The sequence below is a fragment of the Methylobacterium sp. BI1 genome (assembly GCF_056680125.1).
This window is the reverse complement of the sequence record NZ_CM155267.1, coordinates 3,761,599-3,776,681: the sequence shown is the minus strand read 5'-3', so window position 1 is coordinate 3,776,681 and position 15,083 is coordinate 3,761,599. Positions and strand designations below refer to the sequence as shown.

Annotated in this window: 14 protein-coding genes; 8 read left to right on the top strand and 6 right to left on the bottom strand. The window is 69.8% G+C overall.

Annotated features, from left to right (window positions below):
* Window positions 1-43: 43 nt before the first annotated feature.
* Together AC1MGR_RS17830 and AC1MGR_RS17825 are read right to left on the bottom strand one after the other, a co-directional pair.
* Window positions 44-322 (bottom strand): hypothetical protein, encoded by a 279-nt coding sequence (locus tag AC1MGR_RS17830; RefSeq protein ID WP_480232427.1) that lies wholly within the window; start codon window positions 320-322, stop codon window positions 44-46.
* A gap of 126 nt (window positions 323-448) precedes the next feature.
* Entirely contained in the window at window positions 449-1,207 is a 759-nt protein-coding gene (locus AC1MGR_RS17825; RefSeq protein ID WP_480232426.1) for a cold-shock protein, read from the bottom strand.
* A gap of 379 nt (window positions 1,208-1,586) precedes the next feature.
* Between AC1MGR_RS17825 and AC1MGR_RS17820 the strand changes: the two genes are divergently transcribed.
* The 6 genes from AC1MGR_RS17820 to AC1MGR_RS17795 all read left to right on the top strand — a co-directional run bounded on the left by AC1MGR_RS17820 (window position 1,587) and on the right by AC1MGR_RS17795 (window position 7,822).
* A complete protein-coding gene (locus tag AC1MGR_RS17820) occupies window positions 1,587-2,057 on the top strand; it encodes a response regulator (RefSeq protein ID WP_055953409.1) in 471 nt (156 codons plus the stop codon).
* A gap of 160 nt (window positions 2,058-2,217) precedes the next feature.
* A complete protein-coding gene (locus tag AC1MGR_RS17815) occupies window positions 2,218-3,318 on the top strand; it encodes a Ppx/GppA phosphatase family protein (protein WP_480232425.1) in 1,101 nt (366 codons plus the stop codon).
* Entirely contained in the window at window positions 3,315-4,031 is a 717-nt protein-coding gene (locus AC1MGR_RS17810) for an RlmE family RNA methyltransferase (RefSeq protein ID WP_108034704.1), read from the top strand. Before AC1MGR_RS17815 ends, AC1MGR_RS17810 begins: the two co-directional genes overlap by 4 nt.
* A gap of 262 nt (window positions 4,032-4,293) precedes the next feature.
* Entirely contained in the window at window positions 4,294-5,589 is a 1,296-nt protein-coding gene (locus AC1MGR_RS17805; RefSeq protein WP_480232424.1) for an alpha-hydroxy acid oxidase, read from the top strand.
* A 441-nt stretch (window positions 5,590-6,030) separates the two neighbouring features.
* Window positions 6,031-7,215 (top strand): hypothetical protein, encoded by a 1,185-nt coding sequence (locus AC1MGR_RS17800; RefSeq protein WP_480232423.1) that lies wholly within the window; start codon window positions 6,031-6,033, stop codon window positions 7,213-7,215.
* A 37-nt stretch (window positions 7,216-7,252) separates the two neighbouring features.
* Window positions 7,253-7,822, top strand: coding sequence for a hypothetical protein (locus AC1MGR_RS17795; RefSeq protein ID WP_480232422.1), 570 nt, complete (start codon window positions 7,253-7,255; stop codon window positions 7,820-7,822).
* Between the two features lie 4 nt (window positions 7,823-7,826).
* On the opposite strand, the gene AC1MGR_RS17790 is transcribed toward AC1MGR_RS17795, so the two are convergent.
* The 3 genes from AC1MGR_RS17790 to AC1MGR_RS17780 form a co-directional block, all read right to left on the bottom strand.
* The gene (locus AC1MGR_RS17790; protein ID WP_480232421.1) at window positions 7,827-8,249 is read right to left on the bottom strand and encodes a DUF779 domain-containing protein; all 423 of its coding nucleotides are present in this window, start codon (window positions 8,247-8,249) and stop codon (window positions 7,827-7,829) included.
* 113 nt (window positions 8,250-8,362) lie between these two features.
* Entirely contained in the window at window positions 8,363-9,883 is a 1,521-nt protein-coding gene (adh, locus tag AC1MGR_RS17785; protein WP_108034709.1) for an aldehyde dehydrogenase, read from the bottom strand.
* Between the two features lie 185 nt (window positions 9,884-10,068).
* The gene (locus AC1MGR_RS17780) at window positions 10,069-11,499 is read right to left on the bottom strand and encodes a serine hydrolase (protein ID WP_480232420.1); all 1,431 of its coding nucleotides are present in this window, start codon (window positions 11,497-11,499) and stop codon (window positions 10,069-10,071) included.
* Window positions 11,500-11,851: 352 nt separating this feature from the next.
* Between AC1MGR_RS17780 and AC1MGR_RS17775 the strand changes: the two genes are divergently transcribed.
* Both AC1MGR_RS17775 and AC1MGR_RS17770 read left to right on the top strand, forming a co-directional pair.
* On the top strand, window positions 11,852-13,021 hold the full coding sequence (locus AC1MGR_RS17775) for a multidrug effflux MFS transporter (protein ID WP_108034775.1): 1,170 nt from the start codon (window positions 11,852-11,854) through the stop codon (window positions 13,019-13,021).
* 79 nt (window positions 13,022-13,100) lie between these two features.
* The gene (locus AC1MGR_RS17770; RefSeq protein ID WP_108034711.1) at window positions 13,101-13,622 is read left to right on the top strand and encodes a DoxX family protein; all 522 of its coding nucleotides are present in this window, start codon (window positions 13,101-13,103) and stop codon (window positions 13,620-13,622) included.
* A 37-nt stretch (window positions 13,623-13,659) separates the two neighbouring features.
* Here AC1MGR_RS17770 and AC1MGR_RS17765 read toward each other — a convergent pair whose 3' ends face one another.
* Window positions 13,660-15,075: an MDR family MFS transporter gene (locus tag AC1MGR_RS17765; protein WP_108034776.1), complete on the bottom strand. Its 1,416-nt coding sequence runs from the start codon at window positions 15,073-15,075 to the stop codon at window positions 13,660-13,662.
* Window positions 15,076-15,083: the final 8 nt, after the last annotated feature.

Below are 15,083 nucleotides of genomic sequence, written 5' to 3'. Positions count from 1 at the left end.
CGAAAGCTTCGAGGCAGCGGTTTCCGAGCGACGACCCCGCGTGTCAGCGGCGGAGGGCGCTGCCGATACCCGTCGCGGCGCGATTGCGAGACTGCAGGGCGCGGGAGGCGTCCCGGGCGCTCGGCGGAAGCCCGGCATCGGCGCCGGCGCCCGGCACTTCGACGGATGCACCCGGCACGACGCCGCGCCCGTCCCGCCCACCGGTCTCGAAGCCGTAGCCCGCATTCACGCCAGCATAGAAGCCGGTGAAGTCCTCGGCCGCGGCCGGAACGGGCGCCGCCAAGCCGGCTAGGCCCATCAACGCGAGAAGGGTGGTCCGCATCCCGATCTCCGGAGGCATCATCGTGTCTTCGCAAGGTTCGCTTGAAACGCGAAACGGCGGCCCGGGAGGGGCCGCCGTTTCAGTCATGCCGTGAAAGGTGGCCGCGGCGCGGCCAGCCCGGGTCGATCAATCGTCGACGTTGATGCTCTGGGCCTCGCGGCCCTTCTGGCCCTCGACGACGCCGAGGACGACCTGCTGGCCTTCGGCGAGGGAGTCGAGGCCGGCGCGGGAGAGGGCGGAGCGGTGCACGAACACGTCCTTGCCCCCGTCGTTGACGGAGACGAAGCCGAAGCCCTTGGCCGGGTCGTACCACTTCACCGTGCCGGTCATCTCGGTGGACGGACCGCTGGCGAAGCGGCCGCCACCGCCGCCGCCGCGATCACCACCGCGGTCGCCGTAGCCACCGCCGCCACCGTAACCACCGCCGAAGCGGTCGCCGCCACCGAAGCCGCCGCTGCGGGGCGGACGCGCGTCGCGCATCGGAGCGGCCTCGGCCGTGGAAGTGTCCACGCTGGTGACGTCGGTCACCTGCGGGCCCTTCTGGCCCTGGGCAGTGTGAACCGTCAGGCGCGTGCCGGGGAGGAGGTCGGCATGGCCAGCAGCTTCGACGGCGCGGATGTGGAGGAAGGCATCGCCCGAACCGTCAGCCAGCTCGACGAAACCGAAGCCTTTCTCCTTGTTGAACCACTTGACCGTCGCATCGCGCTCCGGTCCAGAGGGCGCCGCAGCGGCGCGCGACGGACCACGGTCGAAACCGCCGCCACCGCCGAAACCACCACCGTAGCCACCGCCGCTCGGAGGAGCCTGATCCGGCCAACGCGGCTCGGCTCCACCCTCATCGAAGCCGCGCTTCTGCGGCCCCCGAAAATCACGACCACGTCCCATAGAAAGCTCGCAAAAACCGTCCGCCGACCATCAGTTTCGATAACCGCGTGCGCGCCATCCCAGACAGCCCACGCTCCGCTCTATCATTACTCCCAGCAGCGGTGACCAAGAATAACGCCTTAGTCCTGACTGAAAGCCGCCTTGATCGCAAGATGCTTCTGCCCCGGTTGGCGAGAGTTCCGTAACTTTCCTGCGGCAAAATGCGTAGCTTTTTAGCGCACCCCGGTGGCGGCGGCGACCGCTGCCCGCCGCTTAGGCAATTCTCGCAAGCGACGATCGAATCGATTTGCTGCTCGATGTTAGCAAAGCGCAAAGTCCCGGACGGTAGGGTTGCGGCGGGGCACGTCCGCCCCGAGCCGCCGGGCCCGACGCCGCATCCATGATCGCCACCCCGAGTTTTCCGGACCTCTCGGCACTGGTGGTCGACGAGAGCCTCTACATCCGCCGCATCGTGCGCGACATGCTGATGCGGGTGGGGATCAAGCGGGTGCTCGAGGCGCCGGACGGGGCCGAGGCCCTGGGCGTCCTGGCCGAGAGCAAGCCGGACCTGACCATCATCGACTGGGATCTGGCGATCCTCTCGGGCGAGGAGTTCATCCGCCTGGCGCGGACGCCCACGACCTCGCCGTCGCCCACCGTCCCGATCATCCTGATGCTGGCCCAACCGCGGCGGAACGTGGTCGACCGTGCGATCTCGCTGGGGGTCAACGAGATCATCGCCAAGCCGTTCTCGCCCAAGACCCTGTGGTCGCGCCTCGACGAGGTGATCAACCGGCCGCGCCCGTTCTCGCAGGTGAAGAGCCTCCTCCGGCCCGTCCCGCGCATGGCGGCGGCCAGCAAGCTCGGCTGAAACAACGCCGCCCGCTCCGTTCGGGACGCGGAATTCATCCCCCGTCCGGTCGTCTCCGCGATCGAGGCTTTGCAGTTTGCCGGGGAGACCTGTAGCGTCTCGCGGAACTGTTGGCCCGGCTCTTCGCCTGGGGCCATGATCGAGGATTTCGGCTCAGCCGATGAGGGACGAGAGCGCCGCGACCATGCCGGCCCGCCCGAGCGGCGGGAAGACGCCGCTAGCGGCACCGGTGGCGCGCGCCGATGCGCCGGGTGCGGCCGGCCGTCCGGGCCGGCGCAGCGCCTATGCCGCCCTCGACCTCGGCACCAACAATTGCCGCCTCCTCGTGGCCGAGCCGGCCTCGCACGGCTTCCGCGTGATCGACGCCTTCTCGCGGATCGTCCGCCTCGGCGAGGGACTCGGCAATTCGGACCGGCTGAGCGAGGCCGCGATTGAGCGGACCCTCGAGGCGCTCCGGGTCTGCAAGGCCAAGATGCAGGCCCGCGGCGTGGTGCGGGCCAAGATCATCGCCACCGAGGCCTGCCGCCTCGCGGTGAACGGGGCCGAGTTCGTGGAGCGGGTGCGCAACGAGGTCGGGCTCGACCTCGAGATCGTCGACCGGCAGACCGAGGCCTACCTCGCGGTGACGGGCTGCGCCGCCCTGGCGGACCCCTATTCCGAGTCCGTGGTGATCTTCGATATCGGCGGCGGCTCCACCGAGATCGCCTGGCTCGACGGCGCGGCGACGAACCCCTCGGCCGATCCAACCCTGCGCATCCGGGCCTGGGATTCCCTGCCCGTGGGCGTCGTCACCCTGGCCGAGCGCCATGGCGGCTCCGACGTCACCCGCCTGACCTTCGAGGGCATGGTGGAGGAGGTGGCCGACCTGCTGGCGCGTTTCGCCATCCGAGCCGCCCCGGCCGCGAATGCCCGCCACTTCCACCTGCTCGGCACCTCCGGTACGGTGACGACGCTGGCGGCGATGCACTTGCGTCTCGCCCGCTACGAACGCCGGCGGGTCGACGGTCTCTGGATGAGCGACGCCGATGTGGGCGAGGCCATCGACGACCTCCTCGACACCCGGCTCGAACAGCGCGCGGACAATCCCTGCATCGGGCGCGACCGAGCGGACCTGGTTCTGGCGGGGTGCGCCATCCTGGAGGCGATCCGCCGGGCGTTTCCCTCCGACCGCCTGCGCATCGCCGATCGCGGCCTGCGCGAGGGCCTCCTGATGAACATGATGCGCGAGGACGGCGTCTGGCGCCGTGGGAGCTACCGGTGAGTGACAGGCGTGGTGCCGGCGCGGGTCTGCGCGGCGAACTCAAGCAGCGGGTGAAGACGGGGCGGGGCCGCACCGCCTCGCAGAAGCGCTGGCTGGAACGCCAGCTGAACGATCCCTACGTGGCCCGGGCCAAGCGTGAGGGCTATCGCTCGCGCGCGGCCTTCAAGCTCATCGAGATCGACGAGCGCTTCAAGCTCCTGAAGCCCGGCCAGCGCATCGTCGACCTCGGCGCGGCCCCCGGCGGCTGGTCGCAGGTGGCGGCCAAGATCGTTGGAACCAGCGGCAAGATCGTCGGCATCGACCTGCTCGAGATCGAGCCGATGGTCGGGGTCGACTTCATCACCCTCGACTTCCTGGCCCCCGAGGCGCCGAAGCTGCTCACCGATCTCCTCGGCGGGCCGGCCGACCTCGTGCTCTCCGACATGGCCGCCAACACCACCGGCCACAAGCAGACCGACCACCTGCGCATCATCGGCCTGGCCGAGACGGCGGCCGAGTTCGCCCGCGAAATCCTGGCGCCGGGCGGCTCCTATCTCGCCAAGGTGTTTCAGGGCGGCACCGAGGGCACGCTGCTCGCGGACCTGAAGCGCGACTTCACCAGCGTGCGTCACGTGAAGCCGAACGCCAGCCGGGCCGATTCGAGCGAACTCTACGTGCTGGCGACGGGCTATCGCGGCCCGACCGGGGCCGCCATCGAGCCGCGGGACGACTGAGCGGCGCTCTCCCGCTCGGGTAAGCGTGACCATAATGCGTTGCGTGCAATGCAGCATGTAGGCTGGCGCAGAGCTCTCCATTTCCAAAGACTTCACATTCAAAAACTTATTCGTGATATTCCAAGATAAATTTGGATTTATGCATTATATTTATTAGTTTTGCCGGGTGCAAATAGAACTATAGGCCCTCACAGCGTTCTTGCGCAGCGCAACATGAATGGTGCAGGACGGCGTCTCCGCGAGATCGCCGAAAGCCTTTTTGATGTCCGAGACGTTTCAAGCTCAGCCCGGTTCCGAGGCGGAAAAGCTGTTCCACCGCCGGAAATTCCTCGAGTTCCTGTCGGCCAGCCCGGCGGTGGCGCCGTCGATGGTCACCGCCCTCGCGGGCCTCTCGGCCCTCGGCACCGACGCCGCCATGGCCCAGAGCTACGACGTCCTGCGGCAGTCCCCCGGCAATGTGGGCGCGATCATCGATTCGCCGAGCCAGGCCCTGAACGTCTTCGATTTCGAGCCCGCCGCGAAGAAAGCGCTGCCCCCGGCCCATTACGGCTACCTCGCCAGCGGCGTCGACGGCGACGAGACCCTGAAGGCGAACCGCGAGGGTTTCGAGAAGATCCGCATCCGCGCCCGCCGCCTCATCGACGTGCGCAAGATCGACACCACGGTGAAGATCTTCGGCGAGACCTGGGCGAGCCCGATCGTTCTGGCCCCGGTGAGCAGCCAGGCCGCCTTCCACCCCGAGGCCGAGTCGGCCGTGGCCCGCGGCGCCAAGGTGAAGGGTCACCAGATGATCCTGTCCACCGTGGGCAGCACGTCGATCGAGGACGTCATCAAGGAGCGCGGCGCGCCGGTCTGGTACATGCTCTACCCGACCGACGACTGGGCCGTGACCGAGGCCCTGGTGAAGCGGGCTGAGAAAGCCGGCGCCCCCGCCATCGTGCTCACCGTCGACCGCCAGGGCGGCCGCAACACCGAGACGCTGTTCCGGGAGCGGCGCCTCGACACCCGCACGTGCTCGGATTGCCACACGCCCGGCTTCAAGAACGAGGTCAGCCGCAAGCCGATGTTCGACGACATCGACGTGTCGAAGGTGACGAACCTCTACGGCACCGGCATGACCTGGGACTACGTGAAGCGCCTGCGCGGCATCGTGAAGGGCAAACTCGTCCTCAAGGGCATCGTCACCCACGAGGACGCCAAGAAGGCTCTCGATTACGGCGTCGACGCCCTGATCGTCTCGAACCACGGCGGCCGCGCCGAGGAGAGCCTGGAGGCGACCATCGATGCGCTGCCGGAGGTCGTCCAGGCGGTCAACGGCAGGGTGCCGGTGCTCATCGACGGCGGCTTCCGCCGCGGCACCGACGTGATCAAGGCGCTGGCCCTCGGTGCGAACGCGGTCTGCATCGGCCGTCCCTACGTCTGGGGTCTGGCCGCCTTCGGCGAGCCGGGCGTCACGGCGGTGCTGGCGATCATGCAGCGCGAGTTCGAGACGATCATGCGCCAGGTCGGCGCGACGAGGCTCGCCGAGATCACCCCCGCCAGCGTCAGCCGCGCCTGACATCGTCGGCACGACGGCGAGACCCGTTCGCCGCCCCATCCGGATCGCTCCTCGGGCCGAATCGCCCGGGGAGCGATCCGCGTTTCAGACCACGTCCGGCCGCCGGCGGGACGGACCTCGGCAGTAGACGGCATCCGTCGCGATACTCCGTTCGTCTTCCCGGCACTGTGCCGGAGTTCCGGGACACCTTCGGTCTTCAATTCCGGCCAACGCAGGTGTCTGTACCGTCAAGAAACGCCATGCAGCGGCGGCGCACGCAGTCTTTCCGGGCCGTCGTCGTCTGATCTTCGCGACGCAGATCATTACACTTTCATTATCCCTGATCGCCGCGATCATCCGGTGCTGTCGCCGACAGCAACACATCCTCCACGTTCTGCAGTCCAGGTTGCCGGACTTGTTCCGGGCACCCCTCCCGGACGCGCCGGCGGTGTGGAGTTGTCGATGGTTTCCCGGTTTCTGCTGTCCCTGGTCGCGGCCGGGATCGGGTTCGCCGCGAACGCGGCGTCGGCCAAGGATGTCCCCTTCGCGAAGGTCAAGGACTGGGAGATCAGCCGCAGCGGGGAGGGCGACAAGGCCAAGTGCCTCATGGCCCGCGGCTATCAGGATCCGGACGACGAGAATGCCAGTTCGGTCGTCGTCGCGACCTATCCGGGCTTCCTGATCCTCTCCCTCGGCTACCAGGGCTGGTCGCACGACAAGGGGGATCGGACCGTGGTCCTCCTGGCCGGCGGCAAGGTCGTCCTTCCGCGCTCCAAGTGGAAGGCAGACGAGACCCAGATGACCGGGGAATTTCCGGACACGCTCCTGCCGCACCTCCTCGGCGCCGACGCCATCGTCCTGCGCTTCAAGGACGGCGATGCCGACTTCAAGATTCCGGCCTTCGCCGAGGCCTTCGAGGCGCTGAAGCGCTGCAGTGGAATGCCGGCGGACGTCGCGACGGAGGTTCCGTCGGAGGGCCGCATCGCCAACTACGCCAGCGGGCTCTATTTCCAGAAATCCCTCAAGGACTGCGAGGTCGCGAGCACGGGCAAGCAGCGCACCGACCTCGAGGCCAAGCTGGCGGCGATGCGTCCGGAGATGCGTCCGATCCAAGCGCTGATCGACATCGAACTCGGCAAGCGCTTCTCCGACCCGACTGCGCCGTTCTGCCCGAAGGCGGAGGATGCGGCGGGCTTCGGCACGGCCCTCGACCAGTACCTCGCCCTGACGCCAGACGCCTTCGCGGCCGAGACGGCACGGCGCCAGAATGCGAAGAAGGCGGCTGCCCGGCCCTCGGACACCCGGATGAAGGTCTACGGCATGGGCCTGATCTTCCAGAAACTCCTCCGGTCCTGCGAGATCCCGACCACGGCGGGGCAGCGCGCCTCCTTCGAAGCCAAACTCGCCGCCCTGGAGCCCGAAATGACCCCGGTCATGGAGGAGATCCAGGGGAAGCTGCAGCCGACCTTCGCGAAGCCCGCGGCGGACCTCTGTGCCGCGTTCCGCGACCTTTCGGACGACCCACAGCCCATCGTCGCCTTCTCGACCCGGACGCCCGAGGAGTTCGCGGGCTTCATGGATGCCCGCGAGGCCGCCAAGTCGGCCCCCAAACCGGCGGAGACGCCGATGCCCGGCGCCAAGCTCTGAGCCGCGACAATCCTCGTTCCCATCGGAGAATTCCGTCATGAAGCGCCCGTCGCCGGCCCGGTCCTGCCTGTTCGGCCTCCTCGTCGGCCTTGCCGCCCCCGCGGGGGCCTCGGCCCAATCGCCTGTTCCGCAAGCGCCGGCGCCGCAGGAGGCGGCCCAGCCGGAGCGGCCCCTGTTCGAGAGCCTGAACGGCTGGCAGGTCGAGCGCGCCGCCAGCGTCACGGGCAGCCCCGCCTGCGTGATCGTGCGGTCCTACGTCGACGAGGATGACGACGATGCCGACAATTCCGTCACCTTCGCGCTCGAGAACAAGGCCCTCGTCGTGGTGCTGACCTACAGCAAATGGCAGCACGACCGGGACGAGAAGATCACGGCCGCCACCGAACTCGGCGGCAAGACCGTGAACGCCAAGTCGACCTGGACCGGCAACGGCACCCGTCTCGTCGGGACGCTGCCGGCCAACCTCGCGGAGAAGGCCGCCGATTCCGAGGAAATCCTTCTCAAGGGCAAGGGTTGGAAGGCGGGCTTCGACCTGAGCGGCGCCTCCGAGGCCTTCGCGTCGATGAAGCGCTGCAACGCGGGGGAGCGGCCGAAGCCGCGCTCCTGAGACTTCAGATCCGGCAAGCGCCCTCCAGCGCCGTGTTCTCGGCCTCGGTGAAGACCCGGGACCGGATCAGGAAGCGCTTGTCGCGCCCGTTCTCCAACGAGAACATGCCGCCGCGGCCGCGCACCACGTCGAGGATCAGGTGCGTGTGCTTCCAGACCGTGAATTGCGGGCGGCTGATCCAGAAATCGGCCCCCGCCACCGTCCCGAGATGGACGTCGCTGTCGCCGGTGAGGAAGTCGCCGACGGGGTAGCACATCGGCGACGAGCCGTCGCAGCAGCCGCCGGACTGGTGGAACATCACCGGGCCGTGCTCGGCCCGCAATTCCTCGATGAGGTCGATGGCGGCGGGGGTCGCCGTGACGCGCAGGGGCGTCCCGTCGGCGCCGGCCTGGTCGGCGGTGGTCGGGTCGAGGGCGGTATCGCTCATGGGGCGGTCTCCGGGAAAGGCCTTTCGAGAGAGATAGGGCGGGAAACGAAAAAGCCCCGGCCGTCATCCGGCCGGGGCAAGTCTCACGCGGGTCTGCGTGGCCTGAACGGGTCCTAGAAGAAGCCGAGCTTCTTGGCCGAGTAGCTCACCAGCATGTTCTTGGTCTGCTGGTAGTGGTCGAGCATCATCTTGTGGTTCTCACGGCCGATGCCGGACTGCTTGTAGCCGCCGAAGGCCGCGTGGGCCGGGTAGGCATGGTAGCAGTTCGTCCAGACGCGGCCGGCCTGGATGGCGCGGCCGAAGCGGTAGGCGCGGGTGCCGTCGCGGGTCCAGACGCCCGCGCCGAGGCCGTAGAGGGTATCGTTGGCGATGCTGAGGGCATCGGCATCGTCCTTGAAGGTCGTCACCGAAAGGACGGGGCCGAAGATCTCCTCCTGGAAGATGCGCATCTTGTTGTGACCGCGGAACACGGTCGGCTTCATGTAGTAGCCCTCCGCGAACTCGCCGTCCTTCATGTTGCGCTCGCCGCCGGTGAGGCACTGGGCGCCTTCCTGCTTGCCGATGTCGACGTAGCTGAGGATCTTCTCCAGCTGCTCCGAGGAGGCCTGGGCGCCGATCATCGTGGCGGGATCCAGGGGCGAGCCCTGGGTGATCGCCTCGACGCGCTTGATCGCCCGCTCCATGAAGCGGTCGTAGATCGACTCGTGCACCAGGGCGCGGCTCGGACAGGTGCAGACCTCGCCCTGGTTGAGGGCGAACATCGTGAAGCCCTCCAGCGCCTTGTCGAAGAAGTCGTCATCCTCGTTGGCGACGTCGGAGAAGAAGATGTTCGGCGACTTGCCGCCGAGCTCCAGCGTCACCGGGATCAGGTTCTGCGAGGCGTACTGCATGATCAGCCGGCCCGTCGTCGTCTCGCCCGTGAAGGCGATCTTGGCGATGCGGGGCGAGGAGGCCAGCGGCTTGCCGCACTCGAGGCCGAAGCCGTTGACGATGTTGAGCACGCCCGCCGGCAGCAGGTCGGCGATGAGCTCGGCCACCACGAGGATGGAGGCCGGGGTCTGCTCGGCGGGCTTCAGCACGATGCAGTTGCCGGCCGCGAGCGCCGGAGCGAGCTTCCACACCGCCATCAGGATAGGGAAGTTCCACGGGATGATCTGGCCGACGACGCCGAGCGGCTCGTGGAAGTGGTAGGCGACGGTGTCGTGGTCGATCTCGGAGATCGAGCCTTCCTGCGCGCGGACGCAGCCGGCGAAGTAGCGGAAATGGTCGATGGCGAGGGGGATGTCGGCGTGGGTCGTCTCGCGGATCGGCTTGCCGTTGTCCCAGGTCTCGGCCAGCGCGATCAGGTCGAGGTTCTCCTCCATCCGGTCGGCGATCTTGTTCAGGATGCGGGCGCGCTCGCCCGGCGCGGTGCGGCCCCAGGCCTCCTTCGCGGCGTGGGCGGCGTCGAGGGCCTTGTCGACGTCGGCGGCGTCCGAGCGGGCGACCTCGCAGATCACCCGGCCGGTGATCGGGGAGGTGTTCTCGAAGTAGCGGCCAGCGACGGGCGCGACCCACTGGCCGCCGATGAAGTTGTCGTAGCGCGCCGAGAACGGCGCCTTCGTACCCTGGTTGAGAAATTCCGGCTTGTTCATCGCGTATCCTCCTGATTGTTCTTATGGGCAGCAGCCAAAGCCAGACGCAGCGTCAAATCAAGGTGGACTTTTGGCCAACGGATGGGCGCGCGAGCGCGCGGCTCGGATGATCGGCGCGCCCGATGGCGTCGTGGCGCGGCGCCGATGTTAGACCCGTTCGGGCGGGTTGGCGACCCGGACGACGCTCAGCGCGGCCCGAGGCGCGCCAAGCGCCGGTTGCCGATCCGACGGGCCGTCGGCGCGTCGATCCGGGGCCCTGCGCGCGCGCCGCCGGGCAGGTCGAGGAGGAGGCCCGTCGCCCGGCCGTCGGGCTCGATGTCGAGGGCGAGGCGGGTGCCGTCCTCGGCCACGAAGACGCGGTCGCTCTCCGGGGTCAGGCTCAAGGGCGCCGGGCCGGCGCCGCGGGCCACGAGGCGATCCCCCTCCCGGGCGAGGGAGACCACGGCGCGGGGCCCCGTCCGGTAGAACCCGACGTAGCGGTCGAGCACGCCGGCCGGCACCGCGATTTCGGTGACCTCCGGCCGCCCGAGGGCGAGGGCGCCGAGGCGTCGGGACAGGGTCTGGGCGGGCGTGGTCTCGGTGTTGCCGAGGACCACGACGGTCAGGCCGAGATCCGGGTAGCTGTCCTTGATCGCCGAGAACCCGTCGAGGAAGCCGCCGTGGGACAGGAGCCGCTGGCCGTAGGCGCGGCCGACATAGAGGCCGAGCCCGTAGCCGTGGCCACCGTCCCGGACCATCTCGGCCAGGGAGGCCGGTCGCAGCACCCGGCCGGAGAACAGCGCGGCGTCCCAGGCCGCGAGGTCGTCGAGGGTCGAGACGAGGCCGCCCGCCCCCAGGACGGCCGCCGGGACCACGGGGGGCGCGTTGCGCCACCGCCCGGCGACCCGGTGGTAGCCGGCGGCCCGCTGCGGGATCAGCGCCGCCGGATCGGCGTCGCCGGTCTCGGAGAGGCCCGCGGGGGCAAGGACGAGGCGGTTCAGCGCGGCCGCGAAGGGCGCGCCGGTGATCCCCTCGACGATCGCCGCCAGGAGGATGTAGCCGGTGTTGCTGTATTCCTGGGCCGCGCCCGCGGGGAACAGCAGGTCCTCGCGGAAGAGCCGGCCCACCACCTCCAGGGGCGTCCGGGCAGTGCGCGCGAGGACGGTCGGGTAGTCGGGCAGGGCCGTCACGTTGGGCAGGCCGGCGGTGTGGTCGAGGAGCATCCGCAGGGTGATGGGCGTCCAGGTCGCCGGCAGGCCGGACACGTGCCGCGCGGCCGGATCGTCCAGCCGGAGCCGCCCGGCCTCCTGCAGCTTCAGGATCGCGGCGGCGGTGAACTGCTTCGTCAGGGAGGCGATCCGGAAGCGGGTCTCGGGCGTGTTCGGCACGGACCATTCGCGCTGCGCCGCCCCGTAGGCCTGCCGGAACAGCACCGCGCCGTCCCGGGCCACGATGACGGCGCCGGAGAAGATCCCGGCCCGGGCGTAGGGCCGCACCAGGGCGTCGGCCCGGGCGGCGAAATCCGGCAGGGACGTCTCGGCCGGCACAGCGAAGTCTGCCCAGGCCCGCAGGGGCCGGCCCGGCAGGAGGCCTCCGAGGAGCCCGAACTGGACGATGCGGCGACGCGTCTCCTGCATGCTGCCGCCGTTCCGCTCCCCGACTCGCCGCGATCCCGGCACCCCGCACACGGTTCTCCGAAATTGTGGCGCGAGCGCGCCGCGGGCCCCGCGCGGCTGCCATGCAGCACCCCCGATGGCCCCGCGCCGCCGAAGGCACCAAGAGCCGGACGAAACGTTCAGGCTCGACGGCGATCCGCCGCGCCGCCCCAGCCCCCGAGGACCGTCCCTGGTGAGCACCACCCCGGCCCAAACCGCTCCGGCCCAAACCGCGCACGCCCCGCCACCCCCGCTCCCCGAGACCGCCTCAGTGCCCGCCGCCCGGCCGTGGACGGGCCCCGGCTTCGGCGAGTTCGTCGGCATCGTCGCGCTGATGATGGCCGTGACGGCGATCTCGATCGACAACCTGCTGCCGGCCTTCCCGGCGATCCAGGCGCGCTTCGGCGTGCCCGATCCCAACAGCCTGCAGCTCCTCGTCTACGTCTACATGATCGGCTTCGGCACGGCGCAGATCGTCTACGGGCCGCTCTCGGACACCTACGGGCGGCGCTCGGTGCTGCTGGCGGGCCTGGCGATCTACGTCGTCGGCACCGGCCTCGCCATGGTGGCGCCGTCCTTCGGCTGGCTCCTGGCGGCCCGGATCATCCAGGGCATCGGCGCCGCCAGCGGGCGCGTCCTCTCGACGGCGATCGTGCGCGACCGCTTCGCGGGGCGCGAGATGGCGAGCGTGATGTCGCTCATCATGATGGTGTTCCTGATCGTGCCGATGATCGCACCGGCCATCGGCGGCGCGATGCTGCTGTTCGGCTCGTGGGTCTACGTGTTCGTCTCGATGCTGGCGCTCGCCGGCATCCTGGTGATCTGGTTCGCCTGGCGGATGCCCGAGACGCTGCATCCGGAGTACCGGCGCCCCTTCTCCCTCGCGGCGGTGGCCCAGGCGGTGGCGATCACCTTCCGCAACCGCGTGGCGGTGGGGTACGCCACGGCGCTCGGCCTGCTCACCGGCTGCATCATGGGCTATGTCGGCTCGGCCCAGCAGGTCTTCGACACGGGGCTCTACCATCTCGGGGGCCTGTTCCCCCTGGCCTTCGGCCTCGTCGCCGGGGCCATGGGGGCCGCCACCCTGGTGAATGCCCGCCTCGTCCGGCGCCTCGGCATGCGGCCCCTGTCCCATGCGGGCCTGAGCCTCTTCGTCGTGGTGGCGGTGGGGCAGGTGGTGGCGGGGCTCGCCTATCACGGTCACCCGCCCCTGGGGCTGTTCCTCGCGATCCTCGCCGCCAACCAGTTCCTGATCAGCTTCGCCATGCCGAACTTCAACGCCCTGGCGCTGCAGCCGCTCGGCGAGATCGCCGGCACGGCCTCGTCCTTCCTCGGCTTCTACACCACCATCCTGGGCGCGTTCTGCGGCTTCCTGATCGGGCACGCCTTCGACGGCTCGGTCCTGCCCATCGGCATCGGCTACGCGCTCCTCGGCGGGCTCGCCCTCGCGGTGGTGGCCTGGACCGAGCGGGGCCGCCTGTTCCGCGGCGGCGTCTCCGGTTGAGGACGCCGCAGCCTTAACGCCGTCTTCAGCCGGTCACGACAAAGCTCGGTCTTCCAGGATGCCTGACGGAGCCCCAGACGTGACCGGCCGTGCCCAAGACGGACTGCTCTTCCTCGCGCGGCTGCTGCTCGCCGCCGCCCTGCTGCCCACGGGGGTCGCCCGGGCCCTGAACGTCTCCGGCTTCGCCGTCACCCTCGCGGCCACCGGCCTGCCTTCGCCCAACGCCGTCGCCACGGCGGCCGTGATCGTCCAGGTGTTCGGCCCCGTGGCGCTGATCCTCGGCGTGCTGCCGCGCCTCAGCGGCCTGGCGCTCGCCGTCTTCGTCGGCGTGATGGCGGTGCTGCTGCATCCGTTCTGGCAGTTCGTCGGGCCGAGCGCGGTGGCCGAGCGCACCCTGATGCTCGCCGATTTCGGCCTCGCCGGCGGCTTCCTGATGTACGCGATGACCGGCCCCGGCCGCTGGAGCTGGCAAGGCTGGCGCCAGGGCGCACGTGCCGCCGCGAGTCCCGCGAAGGCCCCGGCCAAGGCCCCGGCCGCCGCGCGGGGCGGGCAGAAGCCCAAGCGCGCCCCGGGACGGGCCCCGGCCCGGGCCGCCGCCTGAGCGCCCGGACGGCCCGGGCGTCCCGGGGCACCCCGTCCTAGGGCATCGCATTGCGCGGGGCGGCGGCGACGAGCCGATGCCCCGACACCTCGGCGCCGGCCTCCGGGCTGAGCCGCCGGAAGGCGAAGAACGACATCACCGAGATCAGCGCCACCGCCAGGAAGGCCGGGGCGAAATCCTGCGCCGCGATCTCGCTGCGGCCGTGGACAGCGGCGGCACCCTCCAGGGCCAGCGCCCCGAGGGATACTCCGAGGCTGAGCGAGAGCTGCTGTGCCACGCTGGCGAGGCTCGTGGCCGCGCTCATCTCCCGGGTCTCCAGCTCGGCATACGCGATGGCGTTGACGCAGGTGAACTGCAGGGAGCGCACGCAGCCGCCGATCAGCAGGACGCAGATGATGATCGCGTGCGGGGTCTCGGCGGTGAACAGCCCGTTCACCGCGAGGAAGGCCGAGGCGACGAGGGCGTTGACGAGCATCACCCGCCGGAAGCCGTAGGCGCGCAGGATGCGGGGGCCGATGATCTTGATGAGCAGCGCGCCCGCCGCCGCCGCGAAGGTGATGAGGCCCGAGCGCAGGGGATCGAGACCGAAGCCGATCTGCAGCATCAGCGGCAGCAGGAAGGGGATCGCCCCTGTGCCGATCCGGAACAGGCTGCCGCCGGTCACCGCCGCGCGGAAGGTCGGATAGCGCAGCAGGTCGAGGCGGATCACCGGGTTGGCGATGCCGCGCGAATGCCGGAAATACAGCCCGAGGAGGAGGCTTCCGGCGAGGAGGCACCCCCAGGAGACGCCGTCCGGCAGGAGGTGGCGCCCGGTGGAGGCGAGGCCGAGCATCAGCGTGGCGAGCCCCAGGCCCGAGAGCAGGAACCCGAGGACGTCCAGGGGAGGGCGCTCGGCTTCGCGGATGTTCTCGAAATAGATCGTCGACAGCACGATGCCGGCGATCCCGATCGGGATGTTGATGAAGAAGATCCAGCGCCAGTCGAAATAGGTCGTGATGAACCCGCCCAGCGGCGGTCCGAAGATCGGCCCGATCAGAGCGGGGATCGTCAGGTACGCCAGGGCGCTGACGAGTTCGGTCTTGGGCACGCTGCGCAGGATCACGAGGCGTCCGACCGGCACCATCATGGCGCCGCCGAGGCCCTGGAAGAACCGGGCGGCGACGAAGCCCGCCAGGGAGTTCGAGGCCGCGCAGGCCAGGGAGCCGGCCATGAACACCCCCAGCGCGACCCGGAACACCGTGCGGGCCCCGAACCGGTCCGCCATCCAGCCACTGATCGGGATGAAGATCGCCAGGCTGACGAGGTAGGCCGTGAGGGCGAGCTTGAGGGCGATCGGATCCTCGTTCAGGCTCCGGGCAATGGCCGGCAGCGCGGTGGCGATCACGGTGGAATCGGTGTTCTCCATGAACAGCGCGGTGGCGACGACGAGGGGGACGATCTGGGACGTGCGCATCGGCTGAG

Excerpts from the sequence above, each read along its gene's own strand:
- AC1MGR_RS17775 (WP_108034775.1), top strand. The coding sequence starts at position 11,852 with ATGATGGCCGTGACGGCGATCTCGATCGACAACCTGCTGCCGGCCTTC.
- AC1MGR_RS17815 (WP_480232425.1), top strand. The coding sequence starts at position 2,218 with ATGAGGGACGAGAGCGCCGCGACCATGCCGGCCCGCCCGAGCGGCGGG.
- AC1MGR_RS17800 (WP_480232423.1), top strand. The coding sequence starts at position 6,031 with ATGGTTTCCCGGTTTCTGCTGTCCCTGGTCGCGGCCGGGATCGGGTTC.
- AC1MGR_RS17780 (WP_480232420.1), bottom strand. The coding sequence starts at position 11,499 with ATGCAGGAGACGCGTCGCCGCATCGTCCAGTTCGGGCTCCTCGGAGGC.
- AC1MGR_RS17830 (WP_480232427.1), bottom strand. The coding sequence starts at position 322 with ATGCGGACCACCCTTCTCGCGTTGATGGGCCTAGCCGGCTTGGCGGCG.
- AC1MGR_RS17825 (WP_480232426.1), bottom strand. The coding sequence starts at position 1,207 with ATGGGACGTGGTCGTGATTTTCGGGGGCCGCAGAAGCGCGGCTTCGAT.
- adh (WP_108034709.1), bottom strand. The coding sequence starts at position 9,883 with ATGAACAAGCCGGAATTTCTCAACCAGGGTACGAAGGCGCCGTTCTCG.
- AC1MGR_RS17790 (WP_480232421.1), bottom strand. The coding sequence starts at position 8,249 with ATGAGCGATACCGCCCTCGACCCGACCACCGCCGACCAGGCCGGCGCC.
- AC1MGR_RS17805 (WP_480232424.1), top strand. The coding sequence starts at position 4,294 with ATGTCCGAGACGTTTCAAGCTCAGCCCGGTTCCGAGGCGGAAAAGCTG.
- AC1MGR_RS17795 (WP_480232422.1), top strand. The coding sequence starts at position 7,253 with ATGAAGCGCCCGTCGCCGGCCCGGTCCTGCCTGTTCGGCCTCCTCGTC.
- AC1MGR_RS17820 (WP_055953409.1), top strand. The coding sequence starts at position 1,587 with ATGATCGCCACCCCGAGTTTTCCGGACCTCTCGGCACTGGTGGTCGAC.
- AC1MGR_RS17765 (WP_108034776.1), bottom strand. The coding sequence starts at position 15,075 with ATGCGCACGTCCCAGATCGTCCCCCTCGTCGTCGCCACCGCGCTGTTC.